Annotated in this window: 17 protein-coding genes; 1 reads left to right on the top strand and 16 read right to left on the bottom strand. The window is 58.9% G+C overall.

The window, feature by feature from the left end:
- Positions 1 to 34: 34 nt before the first annotated feature.
- The 4 genes from PSH91_RS19225 to PSH91_RS19240 form a co-directional block, all read right to left on the bottom strand.
- The gene (locus PSH91_RS19225) at positions 35 to 763 is read right to left on the bottom strand and encodes a dienelactone hydrolase family protein (protein WP_047230333.1); all 729 of its coding nucleotides are present in this window, start codon (positions 761 to 763) and stop codon (positions 35 to 37) included.
- A 70-nt stretch (positions 764 to 833) separates the two neighbouring features.
- The gene (htpG, locus tag PSH91_RS19230; RefSeq protein WP_047230356.1) at positions 834 to 2,738 is read right to left on the bottom strand and encodes a molecular chaperone HtpG; all 1,905 of its coding nucleotides are present in this window, start codon (positions 2,736 to 2,738) and stop codon (positions 834 to 836) included.
- Positions 2,739 to 2,825: 87 nt separating this feature from the next.
- Complete coding sequence (locus PSH91_RS19235) at positions 2,826 to 3,287, bottom strand: PaaI family thioesterase (RefSeq protein WP_107322000.1); 462 nt, start codon at positions 3,285 to 3,287, stop codon at positions 2,826 to 2,828.
- Positions 3,284 to 3,760, bottom strand: a complete 477-nt coding sequence (locus PSH91_RS19240; RefSeq protein ID WP_047230331.1) for a PaaI family thioesterase — start codon at positions 3,758 to 3,760, stop codon at positions 3,284 to 3,286. The genes PSH91_RS19235 and PSH91_RS19240 overlap by 4 nt, the downstream gene beginning before the upstream one ends.
- Before the next feature lie 158 nt (positions 3,761 to 3,918).
- Between PSH91_RS19240 and PSH91_RS19245 the strand changes: the two genes are divergently transcribed.
- The gene (locus tag PSH91_RS19245) at positions 3,919 to 4,182 is read left to right on the top strand and encodes a hypothetical protein (RefSeq protein WP_047230330.1); all 264 of its coding nucleotides are present in this window, start codon (positions 3,919 to 3,921) and stop codon (positions 4,180 to 4,182) included.
- A 74-nt stretch (positions 4,183 to 4,256) separates the two neighbouring features.
- Here the strand turns inward: PSH91_RS19245 and PSH91_RS19250 are convergent, their stop codons facing one another.
- The 12 genes from PSH91_RS19250 to sdhC form a co-directional block, all read right to left on the bottom strand.
- Positions 4,257 to 4,994 (bottom strand): DUF599 domain-containing protein, encoded by a 738-nt coding sequence (locus PSH91_RS19250; RefSeq protein WP_047230329.1) that lies wholly within the window; start codon positions 4,992 to 4,994, stop codon positions 4,257 to 4,259.
- A 392-nt stretch (positions 4,995 to 5,386) separates the two neighbouring features.
- Positions 5,387 to 6,412, bottom strand: coding sequence for an IS110 family transposase (locus PSH91_RS19255; RefSeq protein ID WP_047230568.1), 1,026 nt, complete (start codon positions 6,410 to 6,412; stop codon positions 5,387 to 5,389).
- 145 nt (positions 6,413 to 6,557) lie between these two features.
- A complete protein-coding gene (gene brnQ, locus PSH91_RS19260; protein WP_047230485.1) occupies positions 6,558 to 7,871 on the bottom strand; it encodes a branched-chain amino acid transport system II carrier protein in 1,314 nt (437 codons plus the stop codon).
- Between the two features lie 316 nt (positions 7,872 to 8,187).
- Complete coding sequence (gene sucD / locus PSH91_RS19265; RefSeq protein ID WP_014339581.1) at positions 8,188 to 9,072, bottom strand: succinate--CoA ligase subunit alpha; 885 nt, start codon at positions 9,070 to 9,072, stop codon at positions 8,188 to 8,190.
- Positions 9,072 to 10,238 carry an ADP-forming succinate--CoA ligase subunit beta gene (gene sucC / locus PSH91_RS19270; protein WP_003179235.1) on the bottom strand — a complete coding sequence of 389 codons (1,167 nt, stop codon included), beginning with the start codon at positions 10,236 to 10,238 and terminating at the stop codon, positions 9,072 to 9,074. The genes sucD and sucC overlap by 1 nt, the downstream gene beginning before the upstream one ends.
- Before the next feature lie 196 nt (positions 10,239 to 10,434).
- Positions 10,435 to 11,880, bottom strand: coding sequence for a dihydrolipoyl dehydrogenase (gene lpdA, locus PSH91_RS19275; RefSeq protein ID WP_047230486.1), 1,446 nt, complete (start codon positions 11,878 to 11,880; stop codon positions 10,435 to 10,437).
- A gap of 109 nt (positions 11,881 to 11,989) precedes the next feature.
- Positions 11,990 to 13,213 carry a 2-oxoglutarate dehydrogenase complex dihydrolipoyllysine-residue succinyltransferase gene (gene odhB / locus PSH91_RS19280; RefSeq protein WP_047230487.1) on the bottom strand — a complete coding sequence of 408 codons (1,224 nt, stop codon included), beginning with the start codon at positions 13,211 to 13,213 and terminating at the stop codon, positions 11,990 to 11,992.
- 42 nt (positions 13,214 to 13,255) lie between these two features.
- Positions 13,256 to 16,087 carry a 2-oxoglutarate dehydrogenase E1 component gene (locus PSH91_RS19285; RefSeq protein ID WP_047230488.1) on the bottom strand — a complete coding sequence of 944 codons (2,832 nt, stop codon included), beginning with the start codon at positions 16,085 to 16,087 and terminating at the stop codon, positions 13,256 to 13,258.
- A 262-nt stretch (positions 16,088 to 16,349) separates the two neighbouring features.
- Positions 16,350 to 17,054 carry a succinate dehydrogenase iron-sulfur subunit gene (locus tag PSH91_RS19290; RefSeq protein ID WP_047230491.1) on the bottom strand — a complete coding sequence of 235 codons (705 nt, stop codon included), beginning with the start codon at positions 17,052 to 17,054 and terminating at the stop codon, positions 16,350 to 16,352.
- A gap of 11 nt (positions 17,055 to 17,065) precedes the next feature.
- Positions 17,066 to 18,838, bottom strand: a complete 1,773-nt coding sequence (sdhA, locus tag PSH91_RS19295; protein ID WP_047230489.1) for a succinate dehydrogenase flavoprotein subunit — start codon at positions 18,836 to 18,838, stop codon at positions 17,066 to 17,068.
- Positions 18,839 to 18,841: 3 nt separating this feature from the next.
- Positions 18,842 to 19,210, bottom strand: a complete 369-nt coding sequence (gene sdhD, locus PSH91_RS19300) for a succinate dehydrogenase, hydrophobic membrane anchor protein (RefSeq protein ID WP_047230490.1) — start codon at positions 19,208 to 19,210, stop codon at positions 18,842 to 18,844.
- Positions 19,204 to 19,578 (bottom strand): succinate dehydrogenase, cytochrome b556 subunit, encoded by a 375-nt coding sequence (sdhC, locus tag PSH91_RS19305; RefSeq protein ID WP_024780620.1) that lies wholly within the window; start codon positions 19,576 to 19,578, stop codon positions 19,204 to 19,206. The genes sdhD and sdhC overlap by 7 nt, the downstream gene beginning before the upstream one ends.
- Positions 19,579 to 19,679: the final 101 nt, after the last annotated feature.

Genomic DNA, 19,679 nt, shown 5'->3' on the forward strand with positions numbered 1-19,679 from the left:
GCAGGCGACAGCCTATTCAGCACCAGGCCCGATCTCAGCCCCTGAGCACTTCATCCAGCAAATTATGCATCGACCTGAACGCCCGTGCGGCAACCTTGGCGTCGTACATCATCTTGCCCGGGACATTGGCCTGTGGATCGGTGAACGAATGCACCGCACCACCGTAGCTCAGCAGTTGCCAATCCACCCCGGCGGCGTTCATTTCGTCTTCGAAAGCCGGCAGTTGCTCCTTGGGCACCAATGGGTCCGAGGCGCCATGCATGACCAGCACCGCCCCCTTGATGTTCTGCGCATCCGCCGGATTGGGTGTGTCCAGGGTGCCATGGAACGAAATAGCGGCCTTCAACGGTGCGCCTGTGCGTGCTAGCTCCAGGGAGCAGCAGCCGCCAAAGCAGAAACCGAACGTAGCAAGTCTCGACGCATCGACCTGCGCCTCACCCTGACTTTGCAGTTGCTCGAATGCCGCCTGCATGCGCTTGCGCAACAAGGCACGATCATTCTTGAGCGGCATCATCGCAGCCCCGGCTTCATCGGCATTGGTCGGGCGCACGTCCTGGCCGTAAAGATCGGCGATCAACACAACATAGCCGTTGGCCGCCACCGACCTGGCGATTTCCTCGGCCCCCGCCCCTACGCCCATCCAATTGGGCGCCATCAGCAAACCCGGGCGCGAGCCCTGCTGGCTAACGTCGAAGGCCAGGCGGCCCTCATAGGTTCGACCATCGATCTGATACTCCAGCGAACTAACCGTAACCTGACTCATGACGGACTCCTCTTGAAACGGAACACCAGAAATGAAAAAACCCGCCGAAGCGGGTTTTTCCTGCACTTGATTAAGCTGACAGTTCAACCAACAGCTTGTTCAGGCGGCGCACATAGGCCGCCGGGTCCTTCAGGCTGTCACCCGCCGCCAGGGCGGCCTGATCGAACAGGATGTGCGACAGGTCGCCGAAGCGCTCTTCGCTCTGCTCGTTGTCGAGCTTATCCACCAGCGGGTGAGCCGGGTTGAATTCGAAGATCGGCTTGGAGTCCGGGACTTTCTGGCCGCTGGCTTCAAGGATCTGCCGCATCTGCAGGCCCAGGTCCTGTTCACCGATGGCCAGGATCGCCGGGGAGTCCGTCAGGCGGTGAGAAACCCGCACTTCGCTGACGGCATCGCCCAGGGCAGTCTTGATCCGCTCAACCAGGCCTTCCTTGCTCTTGGCGACTTCTTCGGCGGCTTTCTTGTCTTCTTCCGAGTCCAGGTTACCCAGGTCCAGATCACCACGGGCCACGTCGACAAAGCTCTTGCCGTCGAACTCGCTGAGGTAGCTCATCAGCCATTCGTCGATGCGGTCGGTCAGCAGCAGCACTTCGATGCCTTTCTTGCGGAAGACTTCCAGGTGCGGACTGTTCTTGACCTGTGCATAAGTTTCACCGGTCAGGTAGTAGATCTTGTCCTGACCTTCCTTGGCGCGGGCCAGGTAATCGGCCAGGCCAACGATCTGTTCGCCATCATCACCCTGGGTCGAAGCAAAGCGCAGCAGGCCAGCGATTTTTTCTTTGTTCGCGAAGTCCTCGGCAGGGCCTTCCTTCATCACCTGGCCGAAGTTCTTCCAGAAGCTCTTGTACTGCTCGGGCTCGTTTTTCGCCAGTTTTTCCAGCATGTCCAGAACACGCTTGGTCAGCGCCGACTTCATGGAGTCAATGATCGGGTCTTTCTGCAGGATTTCCCGCGAAACGTTCAGGGACAGGTCATTGGAATCGACCACGCCCTTGATGAAACGCAGGTACAGCGGCAGGAACGATTCGGCCTGGTCCATCACGAATACACGCTGCACGTACAGCTTCAAGCCGCGTGGTGCTTCGCGCTGGTACAGGTCGAACGGCGCACGGGCCGGCACGTACAACAGTGAGTTGTACTCCAGCTTGCCTTCGACCTTGTTGTGGCTCCAGCTCAGCGGGTTCTCGTAATCATGTGCAACGTGCTTGTAGAACTCCTGGTATTCCTCGTCCTTCACCTCAGTGCGCGGACGGGTCCACAGGGCACTGGCGCGGTTGACGGTTTCCCATTCCACTTCGGGCTTTTCTTCGCCTTCGGCAGCGGCGACTTCCTTCGGCAGCTCGATCGGCAACGCGATATGGTCGGAGTACTTCTTGATGATGTTGCGCAGGCGCCAGCCATCGGCGAACTCGTCTTCACCGGACTTGAGGTGCAGCACAATGCGGGTACCGCGATCAGCCTTGTCGACGGTGGCGACTTCAAACTCGCCCTCGCCCTTGGACGACCAATGCACACCTTCGCTCGCAGCGAGGCCGGCACGGCGGCTGAACACTTCGACCTGATCAGCGACGATGAACGCGGAATAGAAACCGACACCGAACTGGCCGATGAGGTGGGAGTCTTTTTTCTGGTCGCCGGAGAGGTTCTTCATGAAATCGGCGGTGCCGGACTTGGCGATGGTGCCCAGGTGAGTGATCACCTCTTCGCGGCTCATGCCGATGCCGTTGTCTTCGAGGGTGACGGTCTTGGCGTCCTTGTCGAAGCTCACGCGGATTTTCAGTTCGGCGCCGCCTTCCAGCAACTCTGGCTTAGACAGCGCTTCGAAACGTAATTTGTCGACAGCGTCAGAGGCGTTCGAAATCAGCTCGCGAAGGAAAATTTCCTTATTCGAATACAGCGAGTGAATCATCAGGTGCAGCAGTTGCTTCACCTCGGTCTGGAAGCCCAGGGTTTCCTTTTGAGTTTCCACGCTCATGGTCATCAAACTCCAAGTGGATGGTGGTGTCCGCCTCGCTGAGATTGGCGGCGGGATGTCCTCAAGGTGGGGGCAACGCTGATGATTTCAAGGGCTATGCGCTTTTGAAGACTCCTGAATCTTGAAATGCGCCCGGGCGGTGGCAATGGGTTCGGCCTCAAGATCCTGCCAGGCGGTGATCGCAACATTGGCTACCCGGCGCCCCTGCCGCCAGACCTGACATCTGGCGAAAGTGTCGCGAAACTGCCCGGCGCGCAGGTAATCCAGGGAGAAATCGATGATTTTCGGCACGCCCGTCGCACGGGTGGCAATCAACAGATACACCGCGGCCGACAACTCCATGAAACCGGCGATGACGCCGCCGTGGATGGCCGGCAATAAAGGGTTACCAATGTTGTCCTTGTTGGCCGGCAGGCGAAACAGCAGCTCCTCGCCCTGACGCGAGCATTCCACGCCGATCAACCGCGCATAAGGAATCGAGGCCAGCAGCAGCGCGTAGTCGCCCCGCTCGCAGGCTTGGCGCAGTTGTTCCTGAGTGATATCGCTCATGGTTTGTCTACGGCAGCCAGCGGGCCACCCCTTTTGATTCCCTTGGCGTGCTGGCCCAGGCGCATGAAGGTGCCCACCACATGGGCGATGGGTTGTTCGGGGTCGTCCTGATAGGCAAATCCACGGCTGAAGATCACGTCCTGAGTGACCCGATAGCATTGGGCAAAGCCATAGACATCCTTGTTCGGTTCAGCGGCGTGCATGTAGTCGATGCGCAGGTCCAAAGTCGGACAGACCTCGAACTGCGGCAACACACACAACGTCGACATGCCACACGCCGTGTCCATCAACGACGTCAACGCGCCACCATGGATGATGCCCGTAAGGGGGTTGCCGACGATCTGGGGGCTGTAAGGCAGGATCACAGTCAGCCCCTCGGGACTGGCACTGTGCAACTTCAAGCCCAGCACCTGACAATGTCGCAGTGCGGACAGAAAGCGTGTCGCACGCTCAAAAACGGGGTCTTGCGCCATTGGATTTAACGCCTTTATTAATGAGCAGTCGCGGTAACAAGCATGCCCTGTAAAGTTCCGTTCCCATACAAAGTTATATATCTGTAGCAAAAGAGGAACTTAATCCAAGGGGGGGCGTTCAAAAGGCCAGTAGTTATTTCCATAAGGAGAAACACCCCATGCGTAAGACTTTAGCTATTGCCTTGATGTTGGCCGCCTCCCTCGGTCTCGCTGCCTGCGATAAAAAATCCGAGGACAAAGCTCAAGATGCCAACGAACACGCTGAGCAAGCTCAGGAAAAAATGAGCGAAGCACAGGATAAAGTGAACGACGCAGCGAAAGAAAACGCCGAAGCCGCCAAAGATCAGGCCGAATCGAACGAAGCTGCTACACAGGAACAAGCACCTGCAACAGCGCCCGCCACCGCACCGGCAACCAACTAATACGGTTTGGGCATATAAAGAAACCCGCCTAGCGCGGGTTTTCTTTTGTCTGCGATTTGGTAGTAACCGTTCTGTCAGGCCGGGTCCTTGCCTACATCAGGCAATGGCGCCTCGGTGGGGGTGTAAACCATGACCTGCAGCACGTCGGAGTGAAACTCCCGGCGGTACAGCACCAACACCACGCCTGCACTCATCAACATGAACAACCAGGGGCTGACGAACCACGCCAACATGGTCATGCCGAAATAATAAGCGCGCAGGCCAAAATTGAACTGGTTGGCCGCCATGGAGATCACCCGCGCCGCCCTGAGCGCGAAGGCCTTGCGCTCCTGCGCCGTTACATGTCGCTCACCGATCATCGGCGCCGACCCCACCAGAACCGCTGCGAAGTTGTATTGGCGCATGCACCAGCTGAAGGTGAAGAAGGCATACACAAACACCAGCGCCAGGCACAGCAACTTGGCCTCGGACATGCCTTGGGACGCCTGCTGCACCATCGGCAAGTCGGCCAACAACGACACCGCACGATCGGACGCCCCAAGCACCGTCAGGATGCCCGCCAGGATGATCAGCGTGCTGGAGGCGAAGAAGGACGCGTTGCGCTCCAGGTTGCCGATCACGCTGGCGTCGGCGATACGGTTTTCGCGCAGCAACATGCGGCGCATCCAGTCTTCGCGATACAAGTGCATGACGCTGGCCAGACAGGCCGTATCGCGAGCTTTCAACGACGCATAACGGGTGTAGCCGCCCCAGCAGACGACGAACCAGACCGCGGCCAGAAGATGGATCAGATTGGCTTGGATGAATGACATGTAATTCCTTATCTGACGAAGAACATGGAGCAGCTTGCGATTGACCTTGCTCAGTCCACAGGGCCGGCACAAGCCTTTCAAGACAATGCTTCGACGTTAGTCCAAGGAAAAAGACACTGCACTCGCGCCATAAAAATCTATGGTCACCCCCATTTTTGCAATACTGATTAATGGGTGAAGTGGTTGGCTTGCTTAAATCTATCCGGCGTCGATCCAGGGCATGCCCCGCGCCACGATGAGAGTCGCGCCTGACGATCCTGAAAAATGCCGCGGCTTCTGAAGCCGATTTTTATGTCAGGTTCTTCGTCAGGCCGGTGGGCCGTTCACGTCATCCGTTGTTCAGCTATCGCAAAACCTGAAGGGTGATTCGTGGTACTGCAACAACCGCAGGGTCAGGCGTTCAGCGCGTCTGGCCCTGCTTCATATTGCGTATGGTGAGCCGCTAGCGCCCACGCGATCCGCGCCAGCTTGTTAGCCAGGGCGCAGGCCACCACGTTCGAGTGTCGTCGCCCAAGCAATGAGCGCACCCAGTCGGCCAGAGCCCCTTTCTGGTGTTCTAGCCTCTGCATATAGACCCGAGCACATTGAACCAGCAACTGCCTGAGGTGCTTGTCGCCGCGCTTGCTGATACCCAGCAAATTAGCCCTGCCGCCGGTGCTGTACTGCCTGGGCACCAAGCCCACGGAGGCGGCGAAGTCACGGCTGCATCGGTACTGCCTGCCGTCCCCCATCTCTACAGCCAGCAGGCTGGCGGTGATCGGCCCGACACACGGCAAGCTCAGCAAGCGGCTGCCGAGATCATCGTCGGCCAGTTGGCTTGCCAGCTCTTTATCCAGCGCCTTGATCTGTTCATCCAGATAACAGAAATGCTCATGCAAGCGCTGTAACAGCACTGTCAACCGAACGGGCAACTCATGCTCAGCCAAAATACTCGCCAACCGCTTCATGATCGCCAGGCCCTTGGGCAGGCTGATGCCGAACTCCAGTAGGAAACCATGCATTTGATTGGCGGTTTTGGTGCGATCGCGTACCAGCGACTCGCGCAGGCGATGCAGAACGGAAAGCGTCTGCTGTGCCTCGGTTTTAGGCGAAACGAAGCGCATCGATGGACGCGAAGCCGCCTCGCAAATGGCTTCGGCATCCACGAAGTCATTTTTGTTGCCTTTGACGAAGGGGCGGACGAATTGCGGGGAAATCAGTTTGGCTTCATGCCCCATGGCCATCAGCTGGCGAGCGACGAAATGCGCCCCGGCACAAGCTTCCATCACCACGGTACAGGCCGGCAGATTGCCGAAGAGCGTCATCATCTGTTGACGCGAGAACTTCTTGCGAAACACCTCTCGGCCCAATTTGTCTTGGCCGTGCAGGTGGAAACTGTGTTTACCGAGATCGATCCCGATCAGCGCTGACTCGCTCATAATGATGGCCTCCGAAAACAAAACACCCTGCGAAAGCGTAGCCCTCGCAGGGTGTGGGGGTGACCATCTCATTAATGCCCCGTATCGATGGATACGGGGCATTGGTTTTTTACCGGTGGGCCCACTCGTGGCAGGCCGCGGCAACTCAGGCCAAGGCTTCGCTGCGCTTGCCCAGCAGACGATCACACACCAACGCAACCGCCAGGGTCATCACCGACGGCACGAGCCAGGCCAGGCCCTGCTCGCTCAATGGCAGGTGGGCCATTTGCGTCGGCATCCAATCCGCCAGTCCGGCGCCTTTAAGCGCATCGATCAGGCCGAACAGGAACGACACCAGCATGACCGGGCCGACAATGCGCCCCTGCTCATGCCAGAAGTCCTTGCAGAAGCTCAGGGCCACCAAGGCAATGCACGGTGGGTAAATCGCGGTCAGGACCGGGATCGAGAAAGCGATCAGCTTGGTCAGTCCGAGGTTCGACACCAGCAGCGAAAACGCCGCCAGGATGACCACCAATGTTTTGTACGACAGCGGCAAGACACGGCTGAAGTACTCGGCACAGGCACACGTCAGGCCAACTGCAGTGACCAGGCACGCCAGGGAAATCAGCACTGCGAGGAAACCGCTGCCCAGGCTGCCGAACGTGTGTTGCACATAGGCATGCAGCACAGCCGCGCCGTTTGTCGCGCCCGCAGCCACTTCATGGCTGCCAGACCCCAGGCGGAACAGACTGACATAGACCAGCGCCAGCCCGACCCCGGCGATCAGCCCGGCGATGATGGCGTAGCGGGTGATCAAGGCAGGCGATTCAACGCCCCGGGAACGGATCGCATTGACGATGACGATGCCAAACACCAATGCGCCCAGGGTATCCATGGTCAGGTAACCGTTGATGAACCCTTGGGAGAATGGCGCGGCCACGTATTGCGGTGTCGCCACGCCGATATCGCCGGCGGGCAAGGCAAACGCGGCAATGCCCAGCACGGCCAGGGCGATGATTTTCAGCGGGGCAAGGAATCGCCCGACGGTGTCCAGCAAGCGACCGGGATAGAGCGAGATGAAGAACACCAGCAGGAAATACACCGCACTGTAGAGAAACAGCGCCAGCGGGCTTTCACCGGTCAACGGCGCCAGCCCGACTTCGAAGGAGACTGTGGCGGTGCGCGGAGTGGCGAACAGCGGCCCGACGGCCAGGTAGCACACAGCCGCCAGCAGGCCACCGGCCACCTTGCCGATAGGACTGCTCAAGGCATCCATCGCCCCACCGACCTTGGCCAGCGCAACGACGGTGATGACCGGTAGCCCGACCGCCGTGACCAGAAAGCCCAGCGCCGCCATCCAGACATGGGGCCCGGACTGCAAACCGACAATCGGCGGGAAGATGATGTTGCCAGCCCCGACGAACAGGGCAAAGGTCATGAAACCAAGCGCCAGGATGTCCTGGCCTTTCAACACTTTCATTTTAAGGAAACCACACTGCTGAATCGGAATTTAGAGAGGGACTTCCCTTGAGGGTGGAGGGAAATGCTGCCGATCCGTATAAGACCAACCCGTTTAGCGCACCGCGTCCTTGTGAGCCACAGTCGCAAAAATGGCGGCTAGCCTAACGAATTAGTGCGAATAACGCACTGTTACAGGGCGAACTATCCGATACACGACATTTCCGTGTCGCGTTTTTGCATCTAAATGGGTTGCTGATTGCAATTCCCTCATCCGAAAACGACAAAGGCCACCCGAAGGTGGCCTTTGTTGCTGGAACAAAAAAGTCAGCCGAAGCTTACTTCTTCATTTCCCAGCCAGTCAGCTCGGCCAGGGCCTTGCCGATGTCTGCCAGCGAACGCACGGTTTTCACGCCTGCGTCTTGCAGAGCGGCGAATTTCTCGTCCGCAGTGCCTTTGCCGCCAGAGATGATTGCACCAGCATGACCCATGCGCTTGCCCGGAGGAGCAGTCACACCCGCGATGTAGGAAACAACCGGCTTGGTCACGTTAGCCTTGATGTAGGCAGCCGCTTCTTCTTCAGCCGAACCGCCGATCTCACCGATCATGACGATCGCTTCGGTCTTCGGGTCTTCCTGGAACAGCTTCAGGATGTCGATGAAGTTGGAGCCCGGGATCGGGTCACCGCCGATGCCGACGCAAGTCGACTGACCGAAACCGGCGTCAGTGGTCTGCTTGACGGCTTCGTAAGTCAGGGTGCCGGAACGGGAAACGATACCGACCTTGCCTGGCAAGTGAATGTGACCTGGCATGATGCCGATCTTGCATTCGCCTGGAGTGATCACGCCTGGGCAGTTAGGACCGATCAGGGTGATACCCAGCTCGTCGCACTTGACCTTGGCTTCCAGCATGTCGATGGTCGGGATGCCTTCGGTGATGCAGACGATCAGCTTGATGCCGCCGAACGCTGCTTCAAGGATGGAATCCTTGCAGAAAGGAGCTGGAACGTAGATCACGCTGGCGGTGGCGCCAGTGGCAGCAACAGCGTCTTTGACGGTGTTGAAGACAGGCAGGCCCAGGTGTTCGGTGCCGCCTTTGCCCGGCGTTACGCCACCAACCATCTTGGTGCCGTATTCCAGAGCTTGCTGGGTGTGGAAACTACCTTGCGAACCGGTAATACCCTGGCAGATAACCTTGGTGTCTTTATTGATCAGGACGCTCATTATTTGCCCTCCGCAGCTTTAACGACTTGTTGAGCAGCGTCGGTCAGGCTGGTAGCAGCGATGATGTTCAAACCGCTTTCTGCCAGTACTTTAGCGCCCAGCTCAGCGTTGTTGCCTTCGAGGCGAACAACAACCGGGATTTTCACGCCGACTTCTTTCACGGCGCCGATGATGCCTTCGGCAATCATGTCGCAACGAACGATGCCGCCGAAGATGTTGACCAGTACTGCAGCGACGTTAGTGTCGGACAGGATGATCTTGAACGCTTCGGTTACGCGTTCCTTGGTAGCACCACCGCCCACGTCGAGGAAGTTGGCTGGCTTGCCGCCATGCAGGTTGACGATGTCCATGGTACCCATGGCCAGGCCAGCACCGTTGACCATGCAGCCGATGTTGCCTTCCAGGGCCACGTAGTTCAGTTCGAACTTGGCAGCGTGCGCTTCGCGCGGATCGTCTTGCGACGGATCGTGGAAAGTCTTCAGCTTAGGCTGACGGTACATGGCGTTGGCGTCGATGTTGATCTTGGCATCGAGGCAGTGCAGATCGCCGTCGGCCTTGATCACCAGCGGGTTCACTTCCAGCAGCGCCAGGTCGTGGTCCTGGAACAGCTTGGCCAGGCCTACGAAGATCTTGGCGAACTGAGTGACCTGCTTGCCTTCCAGGCCCAGCTGGAATGCCAGCTCGCGACCCTGGAATGGCTGGGCGCCAACCAGTGGATCGATGGTAGCCTTGAGGATTTTCTCAGGGGTATCGTGAGCGATTTTCTCGATGTCCACGCCACCTTCGGTGGAAGCCATGAACACGATACGGCGGCTCGAACGGTCAACGACAGCGCCCAGGTACAGCTCTTTAGCGATATCAGTGCACGATTCAACCAGGATCTTGGTGACTGGCTGACCGTTGGCGTCAGTCTGGTAGGTCACCAGACGCTTGCCCAGCCACTGCTGTGCGAAGGCTTTGGCGTCTTCTTTGCTGCGAACCAGCTTGACGCCGCCCGCTTTACCGCGACCACCGGCGTGAACCTGGGCTTTGACAACCCATTCGCTGCCGCCGATTTTGTCGCAAGCTTCTGCTGCCGCTTCCGGGGTGTCTACCGCGTAGCCGGTGGATACTGGCAGGCCGTACTCAGCGAACAGCTGCTTACCCTGATACTCGTGAAGATTCATGCTTATTACCGTCTTCGTTAGGTACTGCGCATTCGGTGCTGCACCGTTATGGTGCCGCACCACCTGTGACTGCTGCTTGCGTAGCGTTCCGGTTGACCGGTGCCGCTACGCAAGGCTGCGTCCAGCGGATATTCCGCGGTGAGTCTTGCTCGCAAGGCTCACGACGGGCCATACCGCCGTGGTTTCTTATTGTCTATTAACGCTTTTTGCGGTTGGCCACGTGGATGGCACCGCCATTTACGGCCAGGGCCGCTTCGTGCAAGGCTTCGGACAGGGTCGGATGGGAGAAGACCATCATGCCCAGATCTTCAGCGCTGGTGCCGAATTCCATGCCGATCGCGCCTTGCTGTACCAGCTCGGCAGCGCTTGGGCCAATCACGTGAACGCCCAATACGCGATCCGTCTTGGCATCAGCGATGACTTTCACGAAACCACCGGTATCGTTGGCTGCCATGGCACGGCCGGAGGCTGCGAACGGGAAGGTGCCGACGTTAACTTCAACACCTTCGTTTTTCAAGGTTTGCTCGGTCTTGCCAACCCATGCGATTTCCGGGTGGGTGTAGATAACCGACGGGATCAGGTCGTAATTGATCTGGGCTTTGTGGCCCTTGATGCGCTCGACCACCATGATGCCTTCCTCGGACGCTTTGTGCGCCAGCATCATGCCGCGTACCACGTCACCGATGGCGTAGACACCCGGAACGTCGGTTGCGCATTGCTCGTCAACCGCGATGAAGCCGCGCTCATCGAGGGTCACGCCGCAATCGGCGGACAGCAGGTCAGTGGTCACTGGGCGACGGCCAACCGCAACGATCAGTTTGTCGAAGGTGATGGTCTGTTCGCCGTTGGCGTCGGTGTAGTTCACCACGACTTCTTCGCCGTTGACCTTGGAGCCGGTCACGCGAGCGCCCAGCTTGATGTCCAGGCCTTGCTTGGTCAGGGTTTTCAGCGCTTCCTTGGAAACCGCGGTGTCGGCGGCCATCAGGAAGGTGTCCAGTGCTTCGAGGACGGTTACTTGCGCGCCCAGGCGCGACCAGACCGAACCCAGCTCCAGACCGATAACACCCGCGCCGATCACGCCCAGGCGTTTTGGCACGGATTGGAACTCCAGAGCGCCGGTCGAATCGACGATCACGTTCTGGTCCACCGGAGCCGGCGGAATGTCGATCGGACGCGAGCCCGGTGCCAGGATGACGTTCTCGGCTTCGATCACTTCAACCGAGCCGTCTGGCTTGGTCACTTCGACCTTCTTGCCCATCAGCAGCTTGCCGTGGCCCTGGATCGAGGTCACGCCATTGGCCTTGAACAGGGTGGCAACGCCAGAGGTCAGGCCTTTGACGATGTTGGCCTTGCGGCCAACCATGGCAGGTACGTCAATGGTGACGTTTTCGCGGTTGACACCGCCAATGCCGTGGATGGCCAAGCCATCCTGCGCTTCATGGAACTTCCAGGAGCTGTCCAGCAGCGCCTTGGACGGAATGCAACCGACGTTCAGGCAAGTACCGCCGAGGGCCAGTTTGCCCTCCTTGTCGGTGTATTTCTCGATGCAGGCAGTGGTGAGGCCCAGTTGCGCAGCCTTGATGGCCGCTACGTAGCCGCCAGGGCCCGCACCAATCACTACCACGTCGAATTTCTGAGTCATGAGTCATTCCTTCTCGAATCAAACCGGACGGTCACTTGTGGAGACCGTCGTGGGACGAAACCGGTTATTTCAGCAAGAGGCCGGTCAACCGACCGGCCCTTGCGGCGAATCAGATATCCAGCAGCAGACGAGCCGGATCTTCAAGCAGGTTCTTGATGGTTACCAGGAAAGTCACGGCTTCTTTACCGTCGATCAGACGGTGATCGTAGGACAATGCCAGGTACATCATCGGACGAATCACGACCTGACCATTGATCGCCATCGGGCGTTGCAGGATGTTGTGCATGCCCAGGATCGCCGCTTGTGGCGGGTTGACGATCGGGGTCGACATCATCGAACCGAATGTACCACCGTTGGTGATGGTGAACGTACCGCCGGTCATCTCTTCGATGGACAGCTTGCCGTCACGGGCTTTCTTGCCGAAGGTGGCGATGCCGCCTTCGATTTCAGCCAGGCTCATCAGTTCGGCGTTACGCAGGACCGGAACCACCAGGCCACGGTCGCTGGAGACCGCGACACCGATGTCGGCGTAACCGTGGTAAACGATGTCGGAACCGTCGATCGACGCGTTGACGGCCGGGAAGCGCTTGAGTGCTTCAGTGGCAGCCTTGACGAAGAACGACATGAAGCCCAGGCGTACGCCGTTGTGGCTCTTCTCGAACAGGTCCTTGTACTTCGAACGCAGGGCCATGACTTCGGTCATGTCGACTTCGTTGAAGGTGGTCAGCATCGCCATGTTCGACTGGGCTTCAACCAGACGCTCGGCAACCTTGGCGCGCAGGCGGGTCATCGGAACGCGTTTTTCAACGCGATCACCGGCAGCGAACACCGGAGCGGCAGCGGCAGGCGCGGCAGCCTTGGCTGGCGCAGCGGCCGGAGCGGCTTTCTTGGCGGCAACCGCGGCAACCACGTCTTCCTTGGTCACACGACCACCCTTGCCGGTGCCGGCAACGGAAGCGATGTTGATGCCATTCTCTTCAGCCAGCTTGCGAGCAGCGGGAGCGGCGACTGGATCGTCTTCGCCGCCAGCGGCAGGAGCAGCAGCCTGAGCGGCGGCCGGTGCGGCAGCAGCAGCCGGAGCAGCGGCAGCAGCGCCGCCCGCTTCGATGGAGCCCAGCACTTCGGCCGACAGAACGGTGTCGCCTTCGTTCTTGACGATGGCGCCCAGGACGCCGTCAGCTTCGGCCAACACTTCCAGGACAACTTTGTCGGTTTCGATGTCGACGATCAGTTCGTCGCGCTTGACCGCGTCGCCCGGTTTTTTGTGCCAGGTGGCAATCGTGCCATCGGCAACCGATTCCGGGAAAGTGGGGGCTTTGATCTCGATAGCCATTATCTGTGGTTCCTTAAATTCGGTTTCAGGTGCGCGAAGGCATTAAACGGTAAAGGCATCTTGCAGCAGTTGTTCCTGCTGCTCGGCGTGCATCGATGCATAACCACAAGCAGGTGCAGCAGAAGCGTCACGGCCGGCGTACTCAAGTACGAGCGACTTGTCGTGAGCGCTGATGATGCGGCGCATGTGATGTTGACTGCAGTACCACGCACCCTGGTTCATCGGCTCTTCCTGGCACCAGACGATGTGCTTCAGGTTTTTGTACGGAGCCAGGATTTCGACCAGGTCGTCCTCCGGGAACGGGTACAGCTGCTCGAGACGCACGATGGCGATATCGTCACGGCCTTCGGCACGGCGTTTTTCCAGCAAGTCGTAATAGACCTTGCCGCTGCACAGAACCACGCGACCGACGTTGGCCGGATCCTGAGCGTCGATTTCCGGGATAACGGTCTGGAACGAGCCTTCGGCCAGATCTTCCAGAGTCGAGATCGCCAGCTTGTGACGCAGCAATGACTTCGGTGTCAGCACTACAAGCGGCTTGCGCAGCGGGCGAATCACCTGACGGCGCAGCAAGTGGTAGATCTGAGCCGGGGTCGTCGGTACGCACACCTGGATGTTGTGCTCGGCGCACAGCTGCAGGTAACGCTCCAGACGTGCCGAAGAGTGCTCCGGCCCCTGCCCTTCATAACCGTGTGGCAACAGCATGGTCAGACCGCAGAGACGGCCCCACTTGTGCTCGCCGCTGGTGATGAACTGGTCGACAACCACCTGGGCACCGTTGGCGAAGTCGCCGAACTGGGCTTCCCAGATCACCAGCGCATTCGGCTCGGTGGTGGAGTAGCCATATTCGAACGCCAGGACGGCTTCCTCGGACAGCAGCGAGTCGTACAGGTCGAAACGTGGCTGGCCTTTGTACAGGTGTTGCAGCGGGATGTAGGTGCTGGCGTCTTTCTGGTTGTGCAACGCCGCGTGACGGTGCGAGAAAGTGCCGCGGCCTACGTCCTGGCCGGTGATGCGCACAGGGTGACCTTCGAACGCCAGGGTCGCGTATGCCATGGTTTCGGCATAACCCCAGTTGATCGGCAGGCCGCCGGCTTGCATCTTCTGCCGGTCTTCGTAGATTTTCGCGACCTGACGCTGAACCACGAAGCCTTCCGGAATTTCCAGCAGCTTGGCGGACAGTTCCTGCAAGGTCTTGAGATCAAAACGAGTGTCGTGACGAGCGGTCCAGGCATGACCCAGATACGGGCGCCAGTCGACGAACAGCTCTTTGTTCGGCTCTTTGACCAGGCTTTTTACAACATGCAGGCCATTGTCCAGGGCATTGCGATATTCATCGACTTTTTCCTGGACGCGCTCAGCGTCCAGCACACCGCTCTGGGTCAGGCGCTCGGCATACAGCTCACGGGTGGTGCGCTGCTTGGCGATCTGCTGGTACATCAGAGGCTGGGTGCCGCTTGGCTCGTCGGCCTCGTTGTGGCCGCGACGACGGTAGCAGACCAGGTCGATCACCACGTCACGCTTGTACTGCATGCGGTAGTCGATGGCCAACTGGGTCACGAACAGCACGGCTTCCGGGTCATCGCCATTCACATGGAGAATCGGCGCCTGGATCATCTTCGCAACGTCAGTGCAGTACTCGGTGGAACGCGAGTCTTCCGGGTTGCTGATGGTGAAGCCGACCTGGTTGTTGATCACCAGGTGAATGGTACCGCCGGTCTTGAAGCCGCGAGTCTGCGACATCTGGAAGGTTTCCATGACCACGCCCTGACCTGCGAATGCAGCGTCACCGTGGATGGAAATCGGCAGGACTTTTTCGCCAGTCGGGTCGTTGCGACGATCCTGACGGGCACGGACCGAACCCTCGACCACCGGAGAAACGATTTCCAGGTGGGACGGGTTGAAGGCCATCGCCAGGTGAACTTCGCCACCGGTGGTCATCACGTTGGACGAGAAACCCTGGTGATACTTGACGTCACCGGAGCCCAGCTCGACCTTCTTCTTGCCTTCGAACTCGTCGAACAGCTCGCGCGGGTTCTTGCCGAAGGTGTTGACCAGCACGTTCAGACGGCCGCGGTGGGCCATGCCGATGACGACTTCCTTGGTGCCGTAGGAACCGGAGCGCTGGATCAGTTCGTCCAGCAGCGGGATCAGGCTTTCGCCACCTTCCAGGCCGAAACGCTTGGTGCCCGGGTATTTGGTGCCCAGGTACTTTTCCAGGCCTTCGGCGGCAGTGACGCGCTCGAGCAAGTGGCTCTTGACGTCAGCGGAGAAGGTCGGACGGCCACGAACGCTTTCCAGACGCTGCTGGAACCACTGGCGCTGCTCGGAATCGACGATGTGCGTAAATTCGGCACCGATGGTGCGGCAATATGTCTGCTGCAACGCTTCGTGAATTTCGCGTAGGCTCGCTTCCTCTTTGCCGATGAACAGGTCGCCGGCACGGAAGGTCGTATCAAGATCGGCATTGGTCAAGCCGTAATGAGTGATCGACAGGTCTGCAGGTGCAGGACGCTGCCACAGCCCCAGCGGGTCCAGCTGGGCTGCCTGGTGGCCGCGCATCCGGTAGGCCTGGATCAGTCGCAGCACTTCAACTTGCTTCTTCTCGTGCTCACTGCTCACGCTGCCGGCAGACACCGGTTGAGCGCGGCGCTGGTTCTTTGCCAGCAGCACGAAATGATCGCGAATTGTCGAGTGCGAAACATCAGTGGCAGAGTTACCGTCAGCCGGCAACTTCTGAAAGTAGGTGCGCCACTCTTCTGGCACAGCGTTAGGGTCGTGCAGGTAGAGCTCGTAGAGCTCTTCCACATAGGCAGCGTTACCACCGGAGAGGTGGGCACTGTTCCACATGCGCTGCATCACGCTTTCTTGCATGCTTGGTCACCCTCGATTTGGGGAACACCATCGGCGAAAACACCGAGCAAACTTGCAGAAGTCCGAATGCAGCGACCAAAACAAGCCACTTAGGATCACGCTGATAGTCCGGGTACCAGCCCGGATGCCCCTGCTTGTCTCATTTCTTCAAAATAAGAACTGCCGCTTTGTGAGCGGCGGTTCTGGTTATAGCCAGGACGCGGGTTGAAGCCCACGCCCCGACCTGTACGGGTACAGCGGTTCTACGGGTACAGCAGCTGAATCACACGCCGCTTTGCAGCAGCATGTTACGTACGTGACCGATGGCCTTAGTCGGGTTCAGGCCTTTCGGGCAGACGTTGACGCAGTTCATGATCCCGCGGCAGCGGAATACGCTGAACGGGTCATCCAGTGCAGCCAGACGCTCGGACGTCTTGGTGTCGCGGCTGTCTGCCAGGAAGCGATACGCTTGCAGCAGAGCGGCCGGGCCCAGGAATTTGTCCGGGTTCCACCAGAAGGATGGGCACGAGGTCGAGCAGCAGGCGCACAGGATGCACTCGTACAGACCGTCGAGCTTTTCACGCTCTTCCGGGGACTGCAGACGTTCGATGGCCGGAGCCGGCGAATCGTTCTGCAGGAATGGCTTCACCTTCTCGTATTGCTTGTAGAAGATGCTCATATCGACGACCAGGTCACGAATAACCGGCAAACCTGGCAGCGGACGAACGATCAGCTTGTTGCCCTTGACCACGGCGGACAGCGGCGTGATGCACGCCAGGCCGTTCTTGCCGTTGATGTTCATGCCGTCGGAGCCGCAAACGCCCTCGCGGCAGGAACGACGGTAGGAAAAACCTTCGTCCTGCTCTTTGATCAGGGCCAGCACGTCCAGCACCATCAGGTCTTTACCACCGGTATCGACCTGGAAATCCTGCATGAACGGCGCGGCGTCCTGATCAGGGTTGTAGCGATAAACACTGACTTGCAACATGGCGGCCACCCTTAGTAAGTCCGGATCTTGGGTTCAAACGTCGGAACGGTCTTCGGCGAGAAGTTCACCGCACGCTTGGCGACACGTTTTTCACCCGGGAAGAACAAGGTGTGGCACAACCAGTTTTCGTCATCACGGTCTTCAAAGTCTTCGCGGGCATGGGCACCACGGGACTCTTTGCGCACTTCTGCCGCGATGGCGGTGGCTTCGGCCACTTCCAGCAGGTTCTGCAGTTCCAGCGCTTCGATACGTGCAGTGTTAAACGCCTGCGACTTATCGTTGATCTTCACGTTGGCGATTCGTTCACGCAATTGAGCCAGCTGAGCGATACCCTTCTGCATGTACTCGCCGGTACGGAACACACCGAAGTAGTTTTGCATGCAGTTTTGCAGCTCGCGACGCAGGGTCGCCACGTCTTCGCCTTCGGTACGCTCATTCAGAGCGGACAGACGCGCCAGGGCGGCTTCGATGTTGGCGTCGGTGGCATCGTCATACTCGATACCCTCGGTCAGCGCTTTTTCCAGGTGCAGGCCGGCAGCGCGACCGAATACCACCAGGTCGAGCAGCGAGTTGCCGCCCAGACGGTTGGCACCGTGAACCGATACGCAAGCCACTTCACCCACTGCGAACAGGCCAGGGATGATTTCGTCCACGCCTTCGGCGTTCTGGGTGATCGCCTGGCCGTGAATGTTGGTGGCAACGCCGCCCATCATATAGTGGCAGGTTGGAACTACTGGAACCGGCGCAACGACAGGGTCGACGTGAGCGAAGGTCTTCGACAGTTCGCAAATGCCTGGCAGACGGCTGTGCAGCACTTCCTCGCCCAGGTGGTCGAGCTTGAGCATCACGTGGTCGCCATTCGGACCGCAACCGTTGCCGGCGATGATTTCTTTCACCATCGAACGGGCAACTACGTCGCGACCGGCAAGGTCTTTGGCGTTCGGAGCATAACGCTCCATGAAACGCTCGCCGTGCTTGTTGATCAGGTAACCGCCTTCACCGCGGCAACCTTCGGTGACCAGTACACCGGCGCCGGCGATGCCGGTCGGGTGGAACTGCCACATTTCGATGTCTTGTACCGGCACGCCAGCACGCAGCGCCATGCCGACACCGTCACCGGTGTTGATCAGGGCGTTGGTGGTGGACGCGTAGATACGGCCGGCACCGCCAGTCGCCAACACGGTAGCCTTGGCGCGGATGTAGGTGGTTTCGCCGGTTTCGATGCAGATCGCGATCACCCCGACGAAAGCGCCATCCTGGTTTTTCACCAGGTCAACGGCGTAGTACTCGTTCAGGAACGTGGTACCGGCTTTCAGGTTGCCCTGATAAAGGGTGTGCAGCAGTGCGTGACCGGTACGGTCGGACGCCGCGCAAGTACGCGCAGCCTGGCCGCCCTTGCCGTAGTCCTTGGACTGACCGCCGAACGGACGCTGGTAGATACGGCCGGTTTCGGTACGCGAGAACGGCAGGCCCATGTGGTCCAGTTCGAAAACCGCAGCCGGACCTTCCTGACACATGTATTCGATAGCGTCCTGGTCACCGATGTAGTCGGAACCCTTGACGGTATCGTACATGTGCCAGCGCCAGTCATCGTTCGGGTCAGCCGAAGCGATGGCACAGGTGATGCCGCCCTGGGCGGAAACAGTGTGCGAACGGGTCGGGAAAACCTTGGTGATCACGGCAGTCTTGTGACCGCCCTGTGCCAGTTGCAGCGCAGCGCGCATGCCGGCACCGCCGCCACCAATAATGATGGCGTCGAAAGAAATCGTAGGAATGTTAGCCATGAATCAGATACCCCAAAGAATCTGCACACCCCAGACGAAGTACGCAAACATCGCGACGCCGCATACTGCCTGGAAGAGGAAACGTACGGCAGTCGCCGACTTGCCGAACGCCATCGGCGTCAGGTAGTCGGTCGCGATGGTCCACATGCCGACCCAGGCGTGAGCGCCCAGTGCGACAAGCGACAGCAGACTGAAGATACGCATCCAGTTGTTTGCGAACAGTTCGTGCCATTGGGCATAGCCAAGGCCAGGGTTTGCTACGACATATCCGATCAGGAAAATGAAGTAAGCCGCGAGAACGACCGCAGACACACGCTGCGCCATCCAGTCATAGAGGCCCGAACGGGAAAGGTTCGTGACGTTGGTTACCATATCCAGACTCCTGCCAGAACGATTACCACCACGGAAACGGCGATAACGATTTTCGAGCCCAGTTTGCCGCCTTCCAGCGTCTCACCGATGCCCATGTCCATGATCAAGTGGCGCACACCGGCAACCAGGTGATACAGCAAGGCGGACAGGATGCCCCAAATCACTAGCTTGGCTAGCGGACTGGTCAGACACGCTTTCACCTGACCGAAGCCTTCTTCCGAGTCGAGCGACTTGTCCAATGCATAAAGCATGATGGCCAGGCTGACGAAGAGAATGACACCGGAGATACGGTGAAGAATGGACGTGTAAGCAGTGACTGGGAGTTTGATGGTCCTTAGGTCTAGGTTTACAGGTCGTTGGCTTTTCACGGCTTTTTTTCACACTGAAGAGCCCCTAACAATCAGGGCAAAGTTGTTGGGGCGCGCACTGGTCAGGTACTCACCACCCAGGGAGTGACGACCCCCAAGAA

The organism is Pseudomonas sp. FP1154, assembly GCF_030687245.1.
GTDB lineage: Bacteria > Pseudomonadota > Gammaproteobacteria > Pseudomonadales > Pseudomonadaceae > Aquipseudomonas > Aquipseudomonas rhizophila.